Here is a 17,102-nt window from a genome sequence, read left to right as displayed (position 1 = left end):
GCGTCCACCCCTGTCCCAGGGACAAGGTCAACCGGCGCGGACGCGCACCTTGCCCTTGCGTGCCGACAGCGGCACGTCGCCGCGCTGCCGGCCGACCTGCGGATATCGAGCTTGACAAGTTCCGAACGGCGCGTAACCCGGTGAACGTCGGCGGCCGACCTTGGGCTTCTATGCTTCGCCGGGGAGGTGGACGATGGTTTCGGTGCCGTCGTCCCAGCGCCACGGCACGTAGTGGCCCTGCAGATGCACGCCGCCGATCCACCGGTCGATGCCGTTGAGGGCGATCTGGTCGGCCTCTCCGGCCAGCACCCGCGCCCCGGTGTCGGTCAGGCACACGCCCGTCATCCGCTCCACGGGGCGGCCAGGCGGGTCGAGACGGAGCAGCGGGTGTGGCCCCGCTGCCATCCGGTCCATCCGGGCGAAGCACGTGATATCCCCCATGTACGGCCGCGTCTCCCGCGCCCCGGCCCTCACGAAGGCCGTCCCGGCATCGGACGCGCCGTCGGCGACGGCGGCCAGCACCCGCCGCTCGGTCAGCGACAGACCGTCCCGCGTCGCCGGATACTCCCGGCTGAGTCGGTCGAATGCCTCGCCCAGGAAGCGCAGCTCGCCCAGCCGCGCGGAGGCGATGGAGCCCAGGCCCTCGGGAGTGGGCGCGCGGAAGGCCGCCCACGCGCGGACGGCCAGTTCGAGCGCCGCCGGGGTCAGCCGCGCACATGCGTTCGTGTGCGACAGCTCACGCAACTGCTCGGCGGTCAGCTCCCCGAGGCCGCCGAAGCGGGCGATGCCCGCGTGTTCGCCTATGCAGATCAAAGTGATGCGCTCGGGGGGAACGCCCAGATCAGCCAGGCGGGCGAGGATCTCGGCGATCTGCAACTGGTCGTACAGGTCCGCCTCGAACCACAGCACGTACTCCCCGTCGCGGTTGGCCCCCAGGGCCCGGTCCCGCTCGGTGAACTGGCGCATCGCCTCGGCGCGCTCGACGCTCTCGTAGCCGGTGAGGTAGTCGACCCTGATCCGGCGCAGCTGGGCCGGCGCTACCTCGGGCACCGGCCCCTCGTGTAGGAGATCGCGCCAGTAGACCACGCGCCGCGCGAGCCCGGTCCCTGGCACGTCGGTGGCGTCGCCGTTGCTGATGTGCAGCGCCTCGGGCATCCAGTCGACCGGGAAGTCGTCCGGCGTCGTCCCCGGGTGCTTGGCGAGGAGCCTGCTGCGGGCGGTCGCGTACGACTCGCCGGTCTTGGCCATCCGGGCGCGCACGTGCCGTTTGAAGCCGGCCTGCTTGGTCATGATCGTCTCCCGCGTCCCGTCCGCGGATCCCCCAGCAATCGCTGCGGCGGGCGCACGATCGACGAATGGTGCCTCGGCCGAGAGGTGGGCCTCCCTTTGCCTCCGTCGGGTGACCCGGCTGGGGCGGGTCGCCGGAGGTTGGGCGCGGACGGTCGCCACCTCTCAAGATACTCGGCGGCCGATACGTCGCGCGACCCCGCCCGCCCAGCGCTGACCAAGAACGTTCACCGGGTCCGAGGTCAGACTGTTCTACACCTGCGAGACCACGACCGGGCGATGCGACTGGTTGGAGTGGCATCCGCTCTAGCCCCCGCGGGCCGACGCGGTGGCGAAGACGCGGAAGACGAGGCGGCCGGGTGGCGGAGTCCGGCACACCGGACCCACTCCGCCTCGTCAGAACTCCTGCTCACCAGCTATAACACGACTTTTCCTGGAGCATGCTGCGCCGGGTCAGCGGCTGGCGAGCTCCGAGAAGATCTCCACCAGTTCAGGCCGGTCGAACGGGCCGACATGGGGTGCCGCGACGCTTCGCACGTCGGTCGGGTTGTCCGGAGTGAGGCGGTCGGCCTCTTTGATGAATCGGTCCTGCAGCGCCGGCGGGATCAGCCGGTCGAGGGTGAGGCGCACATACGTCCGGGGAATGCGGCCCCAGGTGTGTGCTTCGCCCCGCGCTTCAGCCAGGGGAATGCCGGCGGTCTCGTCCGGTTCGAGCATGGCGAGCAGCCGGCTCACCTCTTCGTCGGTGAAGTCTCCGGCAAGGCATTGCTTGACTCCTTGGAACACCGCCGGGTCGGCCGAGCGCCAGTTGAGCCGGCTCACTCCCAGGACCGCTGGATCGGCAACCATGGCCGCGGTCACTTGGGGGAGCAGGCTGTCGCTGTTCTCCGGCGTTTCGAGATAAGCGGCCAGGTTCGGCAGGTCCACGCAGCAGTACGCCGCGACGTAGACGACGCGTTCGAGTAGTTCGGGGATGGCGTTGCCGACTCTGCTCACGGTGACGCCGCCCTGGCTCATGCCGGCCAGGATCACGGGGCCGTGGTGGCGGGCGCGGCGCACCACGTCCACGACGTGTTCGACGTAGTCGTCGATGGTGATCTTGGCGAGTGGCGATGGTTCGGTTGCCAGCGCCTGGAGGTCCTGCGGGGCCTGGTAGGAACGGGGGTAGAACGCCTCGCGGCCGTGTCCCGGAAGGTCGATGGCCACGCATCGGTGCCCGCGCAGGGTGAGTTCGCTGGTCAGGCCCGAAGCCCAGGCCGAAGAGGAGTTGGTGCCGTGGATGAACACCAGGGTCGGCGGTCGCCGATCGGCGTCGCGGTTCGTTGTCATTGACGTTCTCTCCTTTTGTCTGTCGGACGGGTGGTGTGAGTTGGCGGTCAATGGTGCGGTGGGCGCCACATCGGCCACAGGAGCGGGCTGTCCGCCACGCGAACCGGCTCGCCGAGATCCTCGAATCCGTGCCGCTGGTAGAGGGCGCGGCTCCGGGACGAACTCGCCTCCAGATACGCGGCGAGCCCGTCGGCGTCCGCTCGCTCCAGCCGGTGCCGCAGCATGGCCGAGCCGAGTCCGGCGCCCTGCCGCCCGCTGATCACCCCCATGCAGGGGAGGTAGAGGTGCGGTTCGCGATCGGGGTGCCGTGGGGCCAGTGCCCGGCCCAGGGCCAGCAATCGTGCACCGTTCTCACCGAGGACCGTCTCCTGGCCCGCCTCGGGCGCGTCCGAGTGCTCCGCATAGGGCGTCTGACCTGCGGCCAGCGTCAGCCATACCGAGGCGCCCTCGCGACGGCCGGCCAGGTACGCCTCGGCGGCGGGATGGGTGAGCAGGGGGCGGTAGAAGTGCGCCTGGAGACGACCTCGTTGGCCCATCTCGGGGAAGAGCCAACAGACCAGTGGATCGTTCATGAACGCCTCGGTCAGGACGCCCAACACCGCCTGCTGGTCTGCGTCATCCGCTCGCCACACGGATGCGTACGGCGTATCAACTGTCATGGGTACAGCGTATTGAAATGGTCGCGGAAGTGGATATATCTCGAGAATTTGGTGAGTTAAAGTGAACTAGTACTGGGAGAGATTGAACTAGTACACTCTTGGCGGACAGCAACCTCACCAAGAGATCGGGGACTCTATGCCGTCGTCAACGCCGCGACCGGAACCGCCATACCGGCAGATCGTCACGGAGATCCGTGCCCGGATCCTGACCGGCGACCTGCGGCCCGGCGACCGGGTGCCTTCCATCCGGGAGATCGCCCAGCGATGCGGGGTCGCGGTCGCGACCGCGACCAGAGTGATGGCCACTCTCCGCGACGAAGGGCTGGTCGAAACGAAGGTCGGCGCCGGCACGGTGGTCAGCCCCCTGGGCCAGAAGCAGCCGGCCGGCCTGACCACTCCCCTGAGACCGCGGCGAGCCGACGTCCCCAAGCAGGCACTGAACCGGAAGCAGGCTCTCCGCACCGCCATCGCGATCGCCGACGCCGAGGGACTCGACGCCGTATCCATGCGGCGACTCGCTTCCGAGCTCGGCGTCGGTCCGATGTCGCTGTACCGGCACGTGACGAACAAGGACGAACTGGTGACGCAGATGGCCGACAAGGTCTTCGGCGAACTGGAGCTCCCCATCCCGGGGCCGGAGGGGTGGCGAGCCAAGCTCGAACTGATCTCCCGCCGGCAATGGGAGCTGTGCCGACGACACCTCTGGCTGCCCAGGGCCATCTCGTTCACGCGACCGTTGCTGGTGCCCAACATGATGGCGCACACCGAGTGGACCCTGCGCGCACTCGACGGGCTTGGACTGCCCATGACGACACGGATTCGCGAGGCGCTCACGCTGCACGCACTGGTCCACACCGTTGCGCTGTCCACGGCGGATGAGATCGAAGCCGAGCAGGAGACCGGTATGACGCTCGACCGGTGGTGGCTGACACAGCGAAAGCGGGCCGACGAACTCCTCCGCTCCGGACGATTTCCGCTGCTGGCCGCGGTTTCCGAGGAAACGGTGTCGGACGTGGACGGATTGTTCGAGTACAGCCTTGCACGCCATCTCGACGGTTTCGCCGCCCTGGTAGAGGATCAGGCCCGAACGCGCCCGTAGTCGGCGTGATGTGGGTTGGGCATCCCAGCGGTAGCGGGGTCTTGCTCGGCGGATGGGTGCGCGGACGGTGACGAACGCGCCGCCAGCGCGCACTGCTCGGCCGCCACTACCCGCCGTCGCCTCAGGGAATGGGCCGCCCCGGGCCTGGCCCAGAAGCTGCACGCGATCACTGCGGCCGACGCCGATCGCGCGCAGCTGCAGGGAGAAGAGCACGCGGTCCCCGGCCACCGCCGCCCGGCGATCACTCCAGGTCGCCGTCTCCGGCCCAGTGGGTCGTGCTCCATACGGCGCCACACTGGCAGCGCGTCAGCTCGACCAGCTCGCTCTTTTCGTTCATGGTCAGGCCGTGGTCGAGACGGACGTGAACGTGTGCACTCATGACGGATCGACTTCCGATTGATCATTCGATGCCCCGGCCGGACGCCGGGCGGAAACCAGCCGGCGACATGGGCCGGACCGGGAGCTCTTCTTACTGTCTACCCGAAGTAAGGACCGGTCGACGCGGCTCCCGCGATGTTTTACCCGAGGTCAAGGCATCATCCGAACGGGAGGCACAGGCAGGGCAGGGCCCACGCCACGGTAAAGGAAGCGGTACGGCGAGCCTTGTGCACCCCTGCCGGAATGTAGATCCTGAGGTGTCGCCCCGCCATGACAAGATCGCCGAGTCCGGCAAGGCCGTCGTTGCAAAAGTAATTTATTTTCCCTTTGGCGTGCACGGATCGTGCAGCGGGGAGGCCCCACATGGACAGATCGGCTGCCGATCGCCTGAGGGGCGGCGGGTGCGTCCCGGGTCAGAGATGTGCGGGTGATGGGGATGGCGAAGGAGTCCGGCAGGGCCGAACAGCCGAGGAGCGCGCACCGCGGCTTCACGGAGAACCCCGGCGGGGGCTACGTCACCACGTTGCGCGGGCTGGAGGTACTGAACAACCCGCTGCTGAACAAGGGAACGGCGTTCAGCGAGCAGGAGCGCGCGGAGCTGGGCCTGGAGGGGCTGCTCCCCTCGGCTGTCGAGACACTCGACGAGCAGGCGCGCCGCGCGTACGCGCAGTACCGGGCACAACCCACCGACCTGCGCAGGAACGTCTACCTGTCGGCACTGCAGGACCGTGACGAGGTGCTCTTCTACCGGCTCCTGGCCGATCACCTGCGGGAGATGCTGCCGATCGTGTACGACCCGACGATCGCGCAGGCGATCAGGACCTACAGCCACGAGTACCGCCGGCCGCGGGGCGTCTACCTGTCCGTCGACGACGTGGACGGCATCGAGCGGGCTTTCCAGAACCTCGGCATGGGAGCCGACGACGTCGACCTGATCGTCGCCTCCGACGCGGAGGAGATCCTGGGCATCGGGGACTGGGGGGTGGGCGGCGGGGCCGGCATCGCCGTCGGCAAGCTGGCCGTCTACACCGCCGCCGCCGGGATCGACCCGGCCCGGGTCATCCCCGTCGCGCTGGACGTCGGCACCGACAACGAGGGGTTGCTCAACGACCCGTTCTACGTGGGCAACCGGCACTCGCGGGTGCGGGGGGAGCGCTACGACAACTTCATCGACGCCTACGTCTCGGCGGCCACCCGCCTGTTCCCCGGCGCGATGCTGCACTGGGAGGATTTCGGGCCGTCCAACGCCCGGCGCATCCTGCAGAGGTACACCGGCCGGATCCCCACCTTCAACGACGACATGCAGGGCACCGGCGCGATCGTGCTCGCGGCCATGCTGGGCGCCGTCCGCGTCTCCGGTACACCGATGCGCGAGCAGCGGATCGTCGTCTTCGGCGCCGGTACGGCCGGCATCGGGATCGCCGATCAGTTGCGTGACGCGATGGTCCGCGACGGCCTGGACCGCCAGACGGCCACCCGCCGGATCTGGGCGGTCGACAAGCAGGGCCTGCTGATCGACGACATGTCAGACCTGCGCGACTTCCAGACCCCCTACGCCCGGCCGGCCTCCGAGGTCGCCGACTGGAGCGGGGAGAGGGACGAGATCGACCTCGACGAGGTCGTCTGCCGCGTCAAGCCGACCATGCTGCTCGGCACCTCCACCAAGCACGGCGCCTTCACCGAAAAGATCGTTCGAGCCATGGCCGCCGGTGTCGACAGGCCGATCATCTTCCCGATCTCCAACCCGACCGAGCGGATCGAGGCGATGCCGGCCGACCTGATCCGGTGGACCGACGGCCGCGCCCTGATCGCCACCGGCATCCCGGTCGCCCCCATCACCCACCACGGTGTCACCCACGTCATCGCCCAGGCCAACAACGCCCTGCTCTACCCGGGGCTGGGACTGGGCGCGGTCGTGTCGCGAGCGCGGCGGGTCAGCGACGGCATGCTCCAGGCAGCCGCCGAGGCGGTCGGCGGCATGGTGGACGTCTCGACCCCGGGCGCCTCCCTGCTGCCCCAGGTGGACAACCTGAGAGAGGTCTCGGCCACGGTCGCGGTCGCGGTCGCGGAGCAGGCGGCCAAGGAGGACCTGGCCCGCGCCGACCTGCGGGACACCGTCCAGCAGGTCCAGAACGCGATGTGGCAGCCGCGGTACCGACCGGTTCGGGGGACATGACGATGACCGGTCAGCACCGGGAGGACGAGAGCGCGCCACGGATCCTGGACCTGCCGATCGGCCTGGAGGCCTCCGGCACCCGTACCGAGAGCGACTCGATCGGCGAGATCCAGGTGCCGGCCGACCACTACTGGGGCGCGCAGACCCAGCGGTCGCTGATCCACTTCGCCATCGGCGACGACCTGATGCCCAAGGCCGTCTACCACGCCTACGGTTTCGTCAAGAAGGCCGCGGCGATCGTCAACGGCCGCGCCGGCCGGCTGCCCCGGTGGAAGGCCGACCTGATCAGCCGGGTCTCCGACGAGATCGTCCACGGTGACCTGGACGGCGAGTTCCCGCTGTACGTCTGGCAGACCGGCTCCGGCACGCAGTCGAACATGAACGTCAACGAGGTGATCTCCAACCGAGCTCTCCAGCTCATCGGCCGTCCGCTCGGTGGCAAGAATCCCGTGCATCCGAACGACCACGTGAACATGGGACAGTCGTCCAACGACACGTTCGTCACCGCCATGCACATCGCCGCGGTGCGGGCGATCGACGGCCGGTTGCTGCCGGCGCTGACGCGGCTGCGCGACGCCACCGCGGCCAAGAGCCTCCAGTGGGAGCACGTGGTCAAGATCGGCCGCACCCATCTGGAGGATGCCACCCCGCTGACGGTCGGCCAGGAGTGGTCGGGCTACCTCGCCCAGATCCAGGACGCCGCCGACCACCTCGAACACACCCTTACCGGGCTGTACCGGCTGGCGATCGGCGGCACGGCGGTCGGCACCGGGCTGAACGCGCCACCGGGGTTCGGGGACGAGGTCGCCGCCCAGATCGCCGATCTCACCGGCTACCCCTTCGCCGGCGCCCCCAACAAGTTCGCCGCCCAGGCCTCGTGCGACGCGCTGGTCTGGGCCTCGGCGGCGGTGCGCGCCCTGGCGGTGTCGCTGTTCAAGTTCGCCAACGACATGCGCTGGCTGGGATCGGGGCCCCGGGCCGGCCTGCACGAGCTGATCCTGCCGCCCAACGAACCGGGGTCCTCGATCATGCCGGGCAAGGTCAATCCGACCCAGGCGGAGGCGATGCTGATGGTCGCCATCCAGGTGGTCGGCAACGACAGCGCGGTCTCGATGGCGGGCGCGGAGGGCAACTTCGAGCTCAACGCCTTCCGCCCTGTCATCATCACCAACGTCCTGCACTCGGTACGGATCCTGTCCGACATGATGGACCACTTCCGCGTCTACCTCATTGAGGGCGCTCAGCTCGACACCGCCAGGCTGAAGGACGACGTCGACCGGTCCGTGATGATGGTGACCGCGCTCAGCCCGATCATCGGCTATGACGAGGCCGCGCGGATCGCCCACCGAGCGCTCGACGAGGACCTCACGCTCAGGGAGGCCGCTCTCAAGTCCGGCGTCAGCCAGGCCCTCTACGACAAGGTCGTCGATCCCGAACGCCTCACCCGGCCCGGCGTGGCCACCTCAGCTGACGGCCCGCCTCCCTGAGGCGGCGGGCCGGGACAGGCTCGGTCGTTCGAAACGCGGTCCCCGCCCAGGCCGTCACGGAGGACTCCCCCCGGCGGCCGTGCCGGATGATGCGGTGAGCGGGCGTTCCCTGAGCAGCAGCGCCAGCACCAGGCCCGCCCCGAACACCACCGCCAGCCACAGGAACATCGGCACCAGCCCGTCGGCGTACGCCCCGGCGACGAGCTCGCGGGCGGCCGGAGGCAGCGCGGCGGCGGCCTCGGGCGTCAGGCGGTGCGGGTCACCGGCCTCGCCGAGCACGGGGCCGAGCCCGGCGGCGACCCGGTTGGCGAACACCGAGCCGATCACCGCCGCCCCGACCGTCACGCCGATCTCCCTTACGAAGACGACCGTCGAGGTGGCGGTGCCGACCGAGGACTGGGGCACCGCGATCTGCACCGCGGTGATCGAGACCTGCATGAAGCAGCCGACCCCGAGGCCGAGCAGCACCAGGTAGGCGGCCAGCAGCCACGAGGGCGTCTGCGTGGTCATCGACCCGAGCAGCAGCATCGAGGCGGCCGCCAGGGCGGTGCCGACGATCGGGTAGATCTTGTAGCGCCCGAACCTGCTGATCAGGAGACCGGTGCCGATGTTCGCCGCGAGCAGGCCGAGCGTCAGCGGCACCAGGAACAGGCCCGCCGCGGTGGCGCCCATCGAGTACACCATCTGAACGTACGACGGCACGTAGCTGACCACGCTGAACAGCCCGGCGCCGACCACGAGGCTCAGTCCGCCGGCGACCAGGACCGTGCGGTCGGCGAGAAGGCCGAGCGGGATGAGCGGGTCGGCCGCACGACGCTCGGCGAGCACGAACAGGAACGTTCCCACCAGTGTGAACGCGCCCAGGCCCAGGATCGTCGGGGACGTCCAGCCGTGGAGCGTGCCGCCCCAGGTGCCGATCAGGACGAGCGCGGTCGTCGTGACGGCCATCAGAACAGTGCCCGTCACGTCGAGGGGGGCCGACAGGCGCCGCTTCGGCAGCCGCAGCGAGGTGGCGGCGAGGACGAGCGCCACGATGCCCAGCGGCAGGTTGATCCAGAAGATCCAGCGCCATCCGGCGCCGTCGGTGAGCGTCCCGCCGATGAGCGGGCTGACCACCGTGGCGACGCCGAAGACCGAGCCCAGCGGGCCGAGGAACCTGCCCCGATCGCGCGGCGGGACCAGGTCGGCGACCACGGCCTGCGACAGGATCATCAGTCCCGCGGCGCCGAGCCCCTGCAGGGCGCGGGCCAGGACGAGCTGGACGATGTCCTGGGCCGCGCCGCACAGCGCCGACGCCACCAGGAAGACGACGATCGACCCGAGCAACAGCGACTTGCGCCCCAGGGCGTCGCCGAGCTTCCCGAAGACCGGCATCGCGACCGCCGTGGCGAGCGCGTAGGCCGCCACGACCCACGACATGTGTTCCAGGCCGCCGAGCTCTCCGACGATGGCGGGCAGGGCCGTGGCGACGATCGTCTGGTCCAGCGCGGACAGGAAGGTGACCAGCAGCAGGGCGACGAAGATCCTCCCGAGCCGGGGAGCGGGGGGTGGAGGCGAGGCCGAGACAGGGGACTCGGACAGGGGTGAGGAAGAAGGAAGGGCCTCGGACCGCACGGAGGCGCCGGGCATGACAGGGGGATGATCCACGAGAGACTTCTCCGCGGGTCTCCGCTCGCTCTGTGCGGCGGTGACGGCGGCAGGAGGCGCGGCACGGGACATGATCGCCCCGGGCCGACGGGCGGCGATGTCGACACCGCGCCCCGTCGTCCTGACAAGTGTCCCATGCCCCCTTCCGCAACATCCGCCCCGGGTGCGCCTTCCGCCGCCGTGCCGCGGACGGGCGCGGTTCCGTGCCGGAGCCGGAACCACGCCGGAACCGTCCCGCGTCGCGACCCCGATTCGGCGGCCCGTACGGGAAGACCTTCCGCGCCGGACGGGCGCCGGGGAAGGCCCCTCCCGCGAGGTGGTGGCCGCTGTGGCCGCCGCGCCGGGAACGGGCCTCGCGCGTCAGGTCACCGGTCTCGGTCGTTTCCGCGATTCGTGTCTCCGGATTTCACAAAACGGAGCCATTCAGCCGAGAAACACTTTGTTTGTTAATTCTATGTTTCTGAAAATTTAGAGCGTGCCGGGCGTTCGTCACCCCGACGGCGGGCGCCCCCTCCGCGCCACCATTCCCGCACCATGAATTTGACCTGGAAAAACGGGCTTCCGCCCTCTGGTGACAGCGTCCGCCTCCCCCGCGCGAGTGACCCGGCGTCCGCCTGGAGAGTGACGCCCAGCGGGCGAACGGATGATGACCATGTCGTTAGATGTCACGTTGTCCCGTTAGATGTCCCACTTCTTCGTTTCCAGGGGAACAGTTGTGTTGAACACCAGGACAGGTTCGGTAAGCGAGCTGACCGTGGCTGAATTTCTCCTTGAGCAGCTCGACGCCCTAGGGGTGGACGCGGTTTTCGGCATTCCCGGCGGAAACATCTCCGCGTTCATTCAGGCTCTGCGAGAACATCCGAAAATCAAATTCATCATCGCCTCTCACGAGGGAGGAGCCGCCTTTATGGCGGACGGGTACGCGCGATCGACGGGAAAGCTGGGCGTGTGCCTGGTCACCGCGGGCCCTGGCGCCCTCAACGCGCTGACCGGGGTCGCCTCCGCTCACCGCGACCAGGTTCCGCTGCTGGTGGTGGGCGGTCAGGTCCGGACGGATCTCTTCGGCCTCAGGGCGCTCCAGGACAGCAGCGATCTCGGCACCAACATGACCGCGATGTACTCCCACGTCTCCGGGTTCTCCACCGGCCTGAGCGACCCGGGCTCCTTTCCCCGTATCCTCTCCCAGGCGATCAACGTCGCGACCGGCCCCCGTCCCTGCGCCGTGTACCTGTCGGTTCCCGCGGACATCGCCCGGATGCCGGTCGGGGACGAGAAGGCCGCCGTGATGGTCCGGCGGCCCGGCATGGAACTCGACCCCGCCGAGGCGCGGCGCGTCCTCGGGGCGCTCTCGCAGGCACGACGCCCCCTGATCTTCCTGGGGAACGGAGCGCGGCAGGCGCTGCGCTCGAACCAGTCGGCATTCCGGGAAATCGTCCACACGCTGGGGGTTCACGTCGTGACCAGCGTGCGCGCCAAGGGTGTCTTCCCCGAGAGCGACGACCGCTGCCTCGGCGTGCTGGGGACGGCGGGCACCGAGCGGGCGGCGGGCTACGCCGCGGCGGGGGTCGACGCCCTCCTGGTGATCGGCAGCGGCCTGGGGGAATGGGCGACCAGGAGCTTCGACCGCAAACTCGCGGCCGTCTCGTCGTACTTCCACGTCGACCTGGATCTCACGGTCTTCGGTCAGTTCCTCAAGGGCGGCGAGCACATTCAGGCCGACGCGGAGGTCTTCCTGCGTGGTCTGCGCCGTGAGCTGCCCGGGCTGGGCAAGGTGCAGCAGGCACCCACGCTCTCGCCCCCCTCCTCGCGGCCGACGCCGGTGCCGCTCCCCCGCGACAGCGGGGCGGGCGTGTCGCCGGTGGCGGTGATGCTCGCCCTCAACGACCTGCTCACCGGTCAGGACGACCTGTACATCGACATGGGCAACTGCACGGCATGGGCCACGCACCATCTGGTGATCGACCCGCCGACCCGCATCTTCTACCCGTGCGGCCTGTCGTCGATGGGCTGGTCGTGCGGCGCGACCGTCGGCGGGAAGATCGGTGACGGCGGCCGTGTCGCGACCGCGCTCGTGGGCGACGGCGCGTTCCTGATGAACGGCAACGAGGTCAGGACCGCCGCCAAGAACCGGGTGGGCGCGATCTTCGTCGTCCTCGACGACGGCTACCTGGGGATGGTGAACCACGGGGAGCACGCGCAGAACGGTGGACGTTTCTCCCTGGAGGACGACTTCTACGGCCTGGGGGTGGTGGATCTCGCCCAGTTCTCCCGCGCGCTCGGCGCCGACGCCTACGTCGTCGAGGAGGCCGAAGCCCTGCGGGAGGCGATGGGCGAGGCCAGGTCGGCGGCGGCCAGGTGGTCGCGGCCCCAGGTGGTCGTGGTCAAGATCGACTACCGGGTGAGTCCCCCCTACGGTGAGCGGTTCACCGCGGTGGCGGGGGACGCGTGATGGCCGGGGAGGCGCGTGCCGGCATCGGCATCGCGGGACTGGGATCGGCCCTGCCGCCGACGGTCGCGGAGGCGGTCTCCACCGGGAGCGGGCCCTCGGCCGAGAGCGGGCTGTTCAGCGGGGCCCGCAACCGCCGGGTCCTGGCGGGCGGCGAGGCGATCGAGGATCTCGCGGTGTCGGCGTGCCGCGGGGCCCTGCAGGAGGCCGGAGTCCGCGCGGACGAGATCGACAGCCTGTACGGATACATAACGGTGTCCGAGTTCCTGAGCCCGAACGGGCTGTTCCGCGTGCACCGTGACCTGGGACTGGGGAGCCACGCGCTCGTGGTGCCGATCAACTGCGAGTTCGGCACCTTCGTCATGGCGCTCGCGCTCTCCTGGGAGTCCATGCGGGCCGGGCGTTTCACCCACGCGCTGGTGAGCGTCGGGGCGAGCTGGAGCCGTCACGTGGACGCCCGCAACCCGCACGCGGGGATGATCGGGGACGGCGCGGGCGCGGCCGTGCTCCGCCGGTCGGAACGGATGGTGATCGTCGACTGGATCCACGAGACGCGCAGCGCCGAGTACGGCGCGATGACGATGGCCGTCCGCCGGGACGCCGATGACGCTGTCCGGCCCGTCTACCGCATCGAGCCCGGCGCGGGGGTGGGGGCGTTCCGGTCCACGGGGATGGACGGGCCGCCGGACCTGATCCGGAGGCTGCTCGGGCGTCACGGGATCGACGCCGGGGAGGTGACCGTGATCGGCCACCAGGCCTCCGACGTGCTACTGGAGCACTGGCGGGATCGCCTGCGTCCGGCCCGCTACCACGACACGCTGAGCGACTACGGCAACCTCACCGTCGCCTCCGCGGCGGTGACGCTCGTCGCCGCCGCCGACGTCATCGACACGCCGTACCTGGTCTTGTTCGGCGTGGGGATCGGCTCCTACCAGATCGCGCTGTTGATCAGGAGATGAGAGACGGGAGGGGGAGCGTGCAGGCGACCGGCGCCCCTCGAAGCTCGTGACGAGACCGAGCACTCGATCGGGCCGGGCCGACGGGCCGCGCCGGCGACAACGCGGCCCGTCGGCCTCGCGCCGGGTCCCCGTCAGCCGGTGGCCGCGGGCCGGTCGGGGTCGTTGGACCACTGCGACCACGACCCGGCGTACAGGGCCGCGTGGACCCCGATCCGCTCCAGCGCGAAGACGGTGTGGGCGGCGGTCACCCCCGAACCGCAGTAGACACCGACCGCCGCGCCCTCCTTCACCCCGAGGGCGCCGAAGCGGGCGGCGAGTGCCTCCTCGTCGAGGAAGGTCGCATCCGGCGTCAGGTTCTCCCCGGTGGGGGCGTTGACCGCGCCGGGGATGTGGCCGGCGCGCGGATCGACCGGCTCGGTGTGGCCGAGGTAGCGCTCGGCCGCCCGCGCGTCGAGCAGCACGCCGGTGCCGGCCAGTTCGGCCGCGGCGTCGGCGTCGAGGACGGGCAGGGCACCGGAGGTCAGCGTCACGTTCCCCGGTTCTGGCCGGACCTCGCCGGTCTCCACCGGATGGCCCGCCTCCGTCCAGCCCCGCAGGCCGCCGTCGAGCAGCCGCACCGAGGACACCCCCGCCCAGCGCAGCAGCCACCACGCGCGCGCCGCGGACAGGCCGCCACCGGCGTCGTACGCGACGACCTCGTCACCGTCGTCCAGCCCCCAGCGGCGGGCGGCGCGCTGGAGCGTGTCCAGGTCCGGCAGCGGGTGCCGCCCCTCCTCGGGAGAGGGCGGGGCTGCCAGTTCGGTGTCCAGGTCGACGAAGACGGCCCCTGGCAGGTGGCCTTCGAGATAGGCGCGGTGGCCGTGCGGGTCACCGAGTTGCCAGCGAACGTCGAGAAGCCGGACGCGCGCCCCTGACCCGAGCCGTTCGGCCAGCTCGTCCGCACCGATCAGTCCGGTCGGGCTCTCACTCATCAAGTACCTCCAGTGTGGAGACCCCGTCCTGCAGGGCGGGGAGGATGTCAACGTTCCGTCCTTCTGACATTCGAATACGGCGTGGATCAGACCTTGCGGCCGGTTTCCTGAATTTGGCCGGGATTTTGGAACCAGTGGGTCACCCAGGCGTCGGGGTCACCGGCGAGTTCGCGAATATGGCCGGGCAGCGTTCCCCCGGCGATGTCGGCCAGTGTCACCGATTCGAGAATGGATCTGAGGGTGGCCCGCATGGCGATCCACACGATCTGCAGCCCCTCCGAGGGCGGGCCGTACTCGATGTCCTGAGGACATTCTCCGCGAATGACAGTGAGCGGCCCGTTGAGGGCGCGGATGACGTCGGCGATGACGACCTGGTCGGCGGGGAGGCGGAGCCGGTGCCCGCCTCCGGTGCCGCGCTGGCTGGTGATGAACCCGGTGCGCCGAAGCTCCGCCATGATCGCTTCGAGGAACTTGTGCGGGATCTCCTGCCCCTGCGCGAGTTCCTCGGAGCTGACCGGGCGGTCCGCGTGCGCCGCGAGCTGCGTGAGGGCGCGCAGGGCGTAGTCGGTCTTGGCCGAGATTCGCACCTGGGCCTCAGTGGGCCCGGTCGCACGCGGGCGGCTGCGCCTGCGGGTGTTCAGGCATCCGTGGCCGCGCCGTCATGGGGGTGTGTCGCAAAACCCTGTTCCTTCCATGCGCTGAACCCGCCAAGAATATGGGTGACGTTGGTGTACCCCAACTCCGCGAGCTTCTGAACGACCGGCCCCGAACCGCGCTCCGACGAGCAGAAGACGACGATCTCCCGGCCGGGATCGGCGGCGTCGGCCAGCAGTTCCGGGGATTCCCGGTCGAAACTCCTCAGGACGTCGACCTTCTCCACGGCGACGGCCGTGGGCAGCAGGCCGTGTTCGGCACGCGCCTCGGGGCGGCGTACGTCGACGAAGAGCGCGCCGGTGGCGAGCTTCCCGGCGGCCTGCTCGGGGTCGATGAAAAGGTCCTCGGGCGAGACGGTCATGGTCTTCCTCTCAGTGAAGTGGCGACGGGGTGTCGAGGGACAGGTCGAAGTGGGAGCGCAGGGTGGTGCCCTGGTAGCCGGCGCGCACCAGGCCGCGTTCCCGCAGGATCGGCACGGCGTGCTCGACGAAGGCCTCGATGCCGCCGGGGGCGATCGGCATCATCAGGTTGAAGCCGTCGGCCGCCTCGTTCTCGAACCAGTACTGGAGCTGGTCGGCCACCTGCTCTCCGCTGCCGATGAGCGCCCACATGCCCAGCGGGGCGAGGCCGCCGAGGCGACCGGCGAGCCGGCCGAGGGTGAGGCCCTCGTCGACGGCCATGGTGCGCAGCTCGACGAAGCCGGTGACCGAGCCGTTGAAGTCCTCCGGGGCGGGGAGCAGATGGAGTGGGACGGCGTCGTCGGGTGAGTAGCCGGACAGGTCGATGCCGAGCATGGCGCCGAGGGCGGTGAGGGCGCCGGGGTTGGTCACCAACCGGGACTCGATCTCCCGCACCAGCCGCCTGGCCTCGGCCTCGGTGGCCGCGACGTAGGGCACCACGCCGGGCAGGACCCTGATCGAGTGCGGGTCCCTGCCCAGCTCGGCGGCCCGCGTCTTGATGGAGCGGTAGACACCTCGCGTCTCGTCGATCGACATGGAGCGGGCGTAGACGGCGTCGGCGTGCGCGGCGGCCAGCTCGATCCCGGCGGGCGAGGCCCCGGCCTGCACGATCGGGGGACGTCCCTGCGGTGAGGGCGGCACGGTCAGCGGCCCGGCCACCGAGAAGTGCTCGCCGACGTGGCCGATCGGGGTGATGCCGCCGGGACGGATCATGGTGCCGGCCTCGCGGTCGGCCAGGATCGCGTCCGGCGCCCAGCTGCCCCACAGCCGCTCCAGCACCTGGACGAACTCCCGGGCGCGGGCGTAGCGGTCGGCGTGCGGGATGTGCCGCTCCCTGCCGTGGTTGCGGGCGACGTGGTCACCCGCGGAGGTGACGAGGTTGACCCCGGCCCTGCCCTTGCTGATCAGATCGAGGGAGGCGACCTGGCGGGCGACGGTGTACGGGTCGCTGTAGCTGGTGGAGACGGTGGGGATCAGGCCGATGTGGGTGGTGCGGGTGGCGATGGCCGACAGCAGGGTCAGCGGTTCGAAGGGGGTGTTGGCCAGGGCGTCGTTCGGGTCGCCGCGCAGCGCCGGGGTGTCGGCGATGAAAATCGAGTCGAACCCGCCGCGCTCGGCGGTCTGGCAGAGCCGCACGTAGTACTCGACGTCCAGGGCCTGGTCGGTCCGGCTGTCGGGGTGACGCCAGGCGGAGGTGTGGTGGCCGACGCCGCTGAGATTGAAGTTCAGCGACATCGTACGGCGGGGCGGGGTCACGTCCAGGTGCCTTTCTCGTTCAGTCCGAGGGCGGCGCGGCCGACGGCGTCGATCACGACGTCCTCGTTGGGCGGGTTGAACAGGGCGACGCGCAGGTCACGGAAGTGACGTCCCAGCGGGGAGGTGTTCCAGACGGAGGCTCCGCCGACCAGGCGGCAGGCGTGGTCGACGGCGTCCGAGGCGTGCTGGTGGACCAGGAGCTTGGTGGCGGTGGCCTGAACGACGTCGGCGGGTTCCGGGACACCATCGCACCGGTGCAGGGCGTCCTCCAGCAGCAGGCGCGCCTGGAGCAGGG

The 17,102-nt window shown here is 70.1% G+C and carries 15 protein-coding genes and 1 pseudogene; 6 read left to right on the top strand and 10 right to left on the bottom strand.

Annotation, left to right across the window (positions count from 1 at the left end; all coding sequences use genetic code 11):
- Window positions 1–168 precede the first annotated feature (168 nt).
- The 3 genes from ABZ260_RS11460 to ABZ260_RS11450 all read right to left on the bottom strand — a co-directional run bounded on the left by ABZ260_RS11460 (window position 169) and on the right by ABZ260_RS11450 (window position 3,275).
- Window positions 169–1,290, bottom strand: coding sequence for a hypothetical protein (locus ABZ260_RS11460; RefSeq protein ID WP_355615753.1), 1,122 nt, complete (start codon window positions 1,288–1,290; stop codon window positions 169–171).
- Window positions 1,291–1,740: 450 nt separating this feature from the next.
- On the bottom strand, window positions 1,741–2,574 hold the full coding sequence (locus tag ABZ260_RS11455; protein WP_355615751.1) for an alpha/beta hydrolase: 834 nt from the start codon (window positions 2,572–2,574) through the stop codon (window positions 1,741–1,743).
- An 89-nt stretch (window positions 2,575–2,663) separates the two neighbouring features.
- Window positions 2,664–3,275: a GNAT family N-acetyltransferase gene (locus tag ABZ260_RS11450; RefSeq protein WP_355615749.1), complete on the bottom strand. Its 612-nt coding sequence runs from the start codon at window positions 3,273–3,275 to the stop codon at window positions 2,664–2,666.
- Window positions 3,276–3,411: 136 nt separating this feature from the next.
- On the opposite strand from ABZ260_RS11450, the gene ABZ260_RS11445 reads away from it, so the two are divergent.
- On the top strand, window positions 3,412–4,374 hold the full coding sequence (locus ABZ260_RS11445) for a GntR family transcriptional regulator (protein ID WP_350916580.1): 963 nt from the start codon (window positions 3,412–3,414) through the stop codon (window positions 4,372–4,374).
- Between the two features lie 66 nt (window positions 4,375–4,440).
- Window positions 4,441–4,542 (top strand): annotated as a pseudogene (locus ABZ260_RS11440) (IS5/IS1182 family transposase); the annotation flags it as partial.
- Window positions 4,543–4,615: 73 nt separating this feature from the next.
- Here the strand turns inward: ABZ260_RS11440 and ABZ260_RS11435 are convergent.
- Window positions 4,616–4,753, bottom strand: coding sequence for a hypothetical protein (locus ABZ260_RS11435; protein ID WP_355615746.1), 138 nt, complete (start codon window positions 4,751–4,753; stop codon window positions 4,616–4,618).
- Window positions 4,754–5,188: 435 nt separating this feature from the next.
- Here ABZ260_RS11435 and ABZ260_RS11430 point away from each other — a divergent pair, with 435 nt between their 5' ends.
- Together ABZ260_RS11430 and ABZ260_RS11425 are read left to right on the top strand one after the other, a co-directional pair.
- Window positions 5,189–6,928 (top strand): NAD-dependent malic enzyme, encoded by a 1,740-nt coding sequence (locus ABZ260_RS11430; RefSeq protein WP_355615744.1) that lies wholly within the window; start codon window positions 5,189–5,191, stop codon window positions 6,926–6,928.
- Between the two features lie 2 nt (window positions 6,929–6,930).
- Window positions 6,931–8,415: a class II fumarate hydratase gene (locus tag ABZ260_RS11425; protein ID WP_355615742.1), complete on the top strand. Its 1,485-nt coding sequence runs from the start codon at window positions 6,931–6,933 to the stop codon at window positions 8,413–8,415.
- A gap of 54 nt (window positions 8,416–8,469) precedes the next feature.
- Here ABZ260_RS11425 and ABZ260_RS11420 read toward each other — a convergent pair whose 3' ends face one another.
- Window positions 8,470–10,062, bottom strand: a complete 1,593-nt coding sequence (locus ABZ260_RS11420) for an MDR family MFS transporter (RefSeq protein WP_355615740.1) — start codon at window positions 10,060–10,062, stop codon at window positions 8,470–8,472.
- A gap of 682 nt (window positions 10,063–10,744) precedes the next feature.
- On the opposite strand from ABZ260_RS11420, the gene ABZ260_RS11415 reads away from it, so the two are divergent.
- Together ABZ260_RS11415 and ABZ260_RS11410 are read left to right on the top strand one after the other, a co-directional pair.
- Window positions 10,745–12,511, top strand: a complete 1,767-nt coding sequence (locus ABZ260_RS11415; protein ID WP_355615738.1) for a thiamine pyrophosphate-binding protein — start codon at window positions 10,745–10,747, stop codon at window positions 12,509–12,511.
- Window positions 12,511–13,467, top strand: coding sequence for a hypothetical protein (locus ABZ260_RS11410; RefSeq protein ID WP_355615736.1), 957 nt, complete (start codon window positions 12,511–12,513; stop codon window positions 13,465–13,467). The genes ABZ260_RS11415 and ABZ260_RS11410 overlap by 1 nt, the downstream gene beginning before the upstream one ends.
- 131 nt (window positions 13,468–13,598) lie before the next feature.
- Here ABZ260_RS11410 and ABZ260_RS11405 read toward each other — a convergent pair whose 3' ends face one another.
- From ABZ260_RS11405 to ABZ260_RS11385, 5 genes are all read right to left on the bottom strand, one after another.
- Window positions 13,599–14,438: a sulfurtransferase gene (locus ABZ260_RS11405; RefSeq protein ID WP_355615734.1), complete on the bottom strand. Its 840-nt coding sequence runs from the start codon at window positions 14,436–14,438 to the stop codon at window positions 13,599–13,601.
- Window positions 14,439–14,524: 86 nt separating this feature from the next.
- On the bottom strand, window positions 14,525–15,025 hold the full coding sequence (locus tag ABZ260_RS11400) for an Rrf2 family transcriptional regulator (protein ID WP_350916541.1): 501 nt from the start codon (window positions 15,023–15,025) through the stop codon (window positions 14,525–14,527).
- Window positions 15,026–15,075: 50 nt separating this feature from the next.
- The gene (locus ABZ260_RS11395; RefSeq protein WP_355615732.1) at window positions 15,076–15,453 is read right to left on the bottom strand and encodes a rhodanese-like domain-containing protein; all 378 of its coding nucleotides are present in this window, start codon (window positions 15,451–15,453) and stop codon (window positions 15,076–15,078) included.
- 10 nt (window positions 15,454–15,463) lie between these two features.
- Window positions 15,464–16,807, bottom strand: coding sequence for an LLM class flavin-dependent oxidoreductase (locus tag ABZ260_RS11390; RefSeq protein WP_355615730.1), 1,344 nt, complete (start codon window positions 16,805–16,807; stop codon window positions 15,464–15,466).
- Window positions 16,804–17,102: acyl-CoA dehydrogenase family protein (locus ABZ260_RS11385; RefSeq protein ID WP_355615728.1), on the bottom strand; the 299-nt coding region annotated here is incomplete at its 5' end. The genes ABZ260_RS11385 and ABZ260_RS11390, both read right to left, overlap by 4 nt.

It is taken from the genome of Streptosporangium sp. NPDC006013 (genome assembly GCF_040614275.1).
GTDB lineage: Bacteria > Actinomycetota > Actinomycetes > Streptosporangiales > Streptosporangiaceae > Streptosporangium.
The sequence above is the reverse complement of the archived record's forward strand: the minus strand, read 5'-3'. Positions and strand labels throughout refer to the sequence as shown.

Excerpts from the sequence above, each read along its gene's own strand:
- ABZ260_RS11460 (WP_355615753.1), bottom strand. The coding sequence starts at position 1,290 with ATGACCAAGCAGGCCGGCTTCAAACGGCACGTGCGCGCCCGGATGGCC.
- ABZ260_RS11405 (WP_355615734.1), bottom strand. The coding sequence starts at position 14,438 with ATGAGTGAGAGCCCGACCGGACTGATCGGTGCGGACGAGCTGGCCGAA.
- ABZ260_RS11410 (WP_355615736.1), top strand. The coding sequence starts at position 12,511 with ATGGCCGGGGAGGCGCGTGCCGGCATCGGCATCGCGGGACTGGGATCG.
- ABZ260_RS11425 (WP_355615742.1), top strand. The coding sequence starts at position 6,931 with ATGACCGGTCAGCACCGGGAGGACGAGAGCGCGCCACGGATCCTGGAC.
- ABZ260_RS11445 (WP_350916580.1), top strand. The coding sequence starts at position 3,412 with ATGCCGTCGTCAACGCCGCGACCGGAACCGCCATACCGGCAGATCGTC.
- ABZ260_RS11450 (WP_355615749.1), bottom strand. The coding sequence starts at position 3,275 with ATGACAGTTGATACGCCGTACGCATCCGTGTGGCGAGCGGATGACGCA.
- ABZ260_RS11435 (WP_355615746.1), bottom strand. The coding sequence starts at position 4,753 with ATGAGTGCACACGTTCACGTCCGTCTCGACCACGGCCTGACCATGAAC.
- ABZ260_RS11395 (WP_355615732.1), bottom strand. The coding sequence starts at position 15,453 with ATGACCGTCTCGCCCGAGGACCTTTTCATCGACCCCGAGCAGGCCGCC.
- ABZ260_RS11415 (WP_355615738.1), top strand. The coding sequence starts at position 10,745 with ATGTCCCACTTCTTCGTTTCCAGGGGAACAGTTGTGTTGAACACCAGG.
- ABZ260_RS11430 (WP_355615744.1), top strand. The coding sequence starts at position 5,189 with ATGGCGAAGGAGTCCGGCAGGGCCGAACAGCCGAGGAGCGCGCACCGC.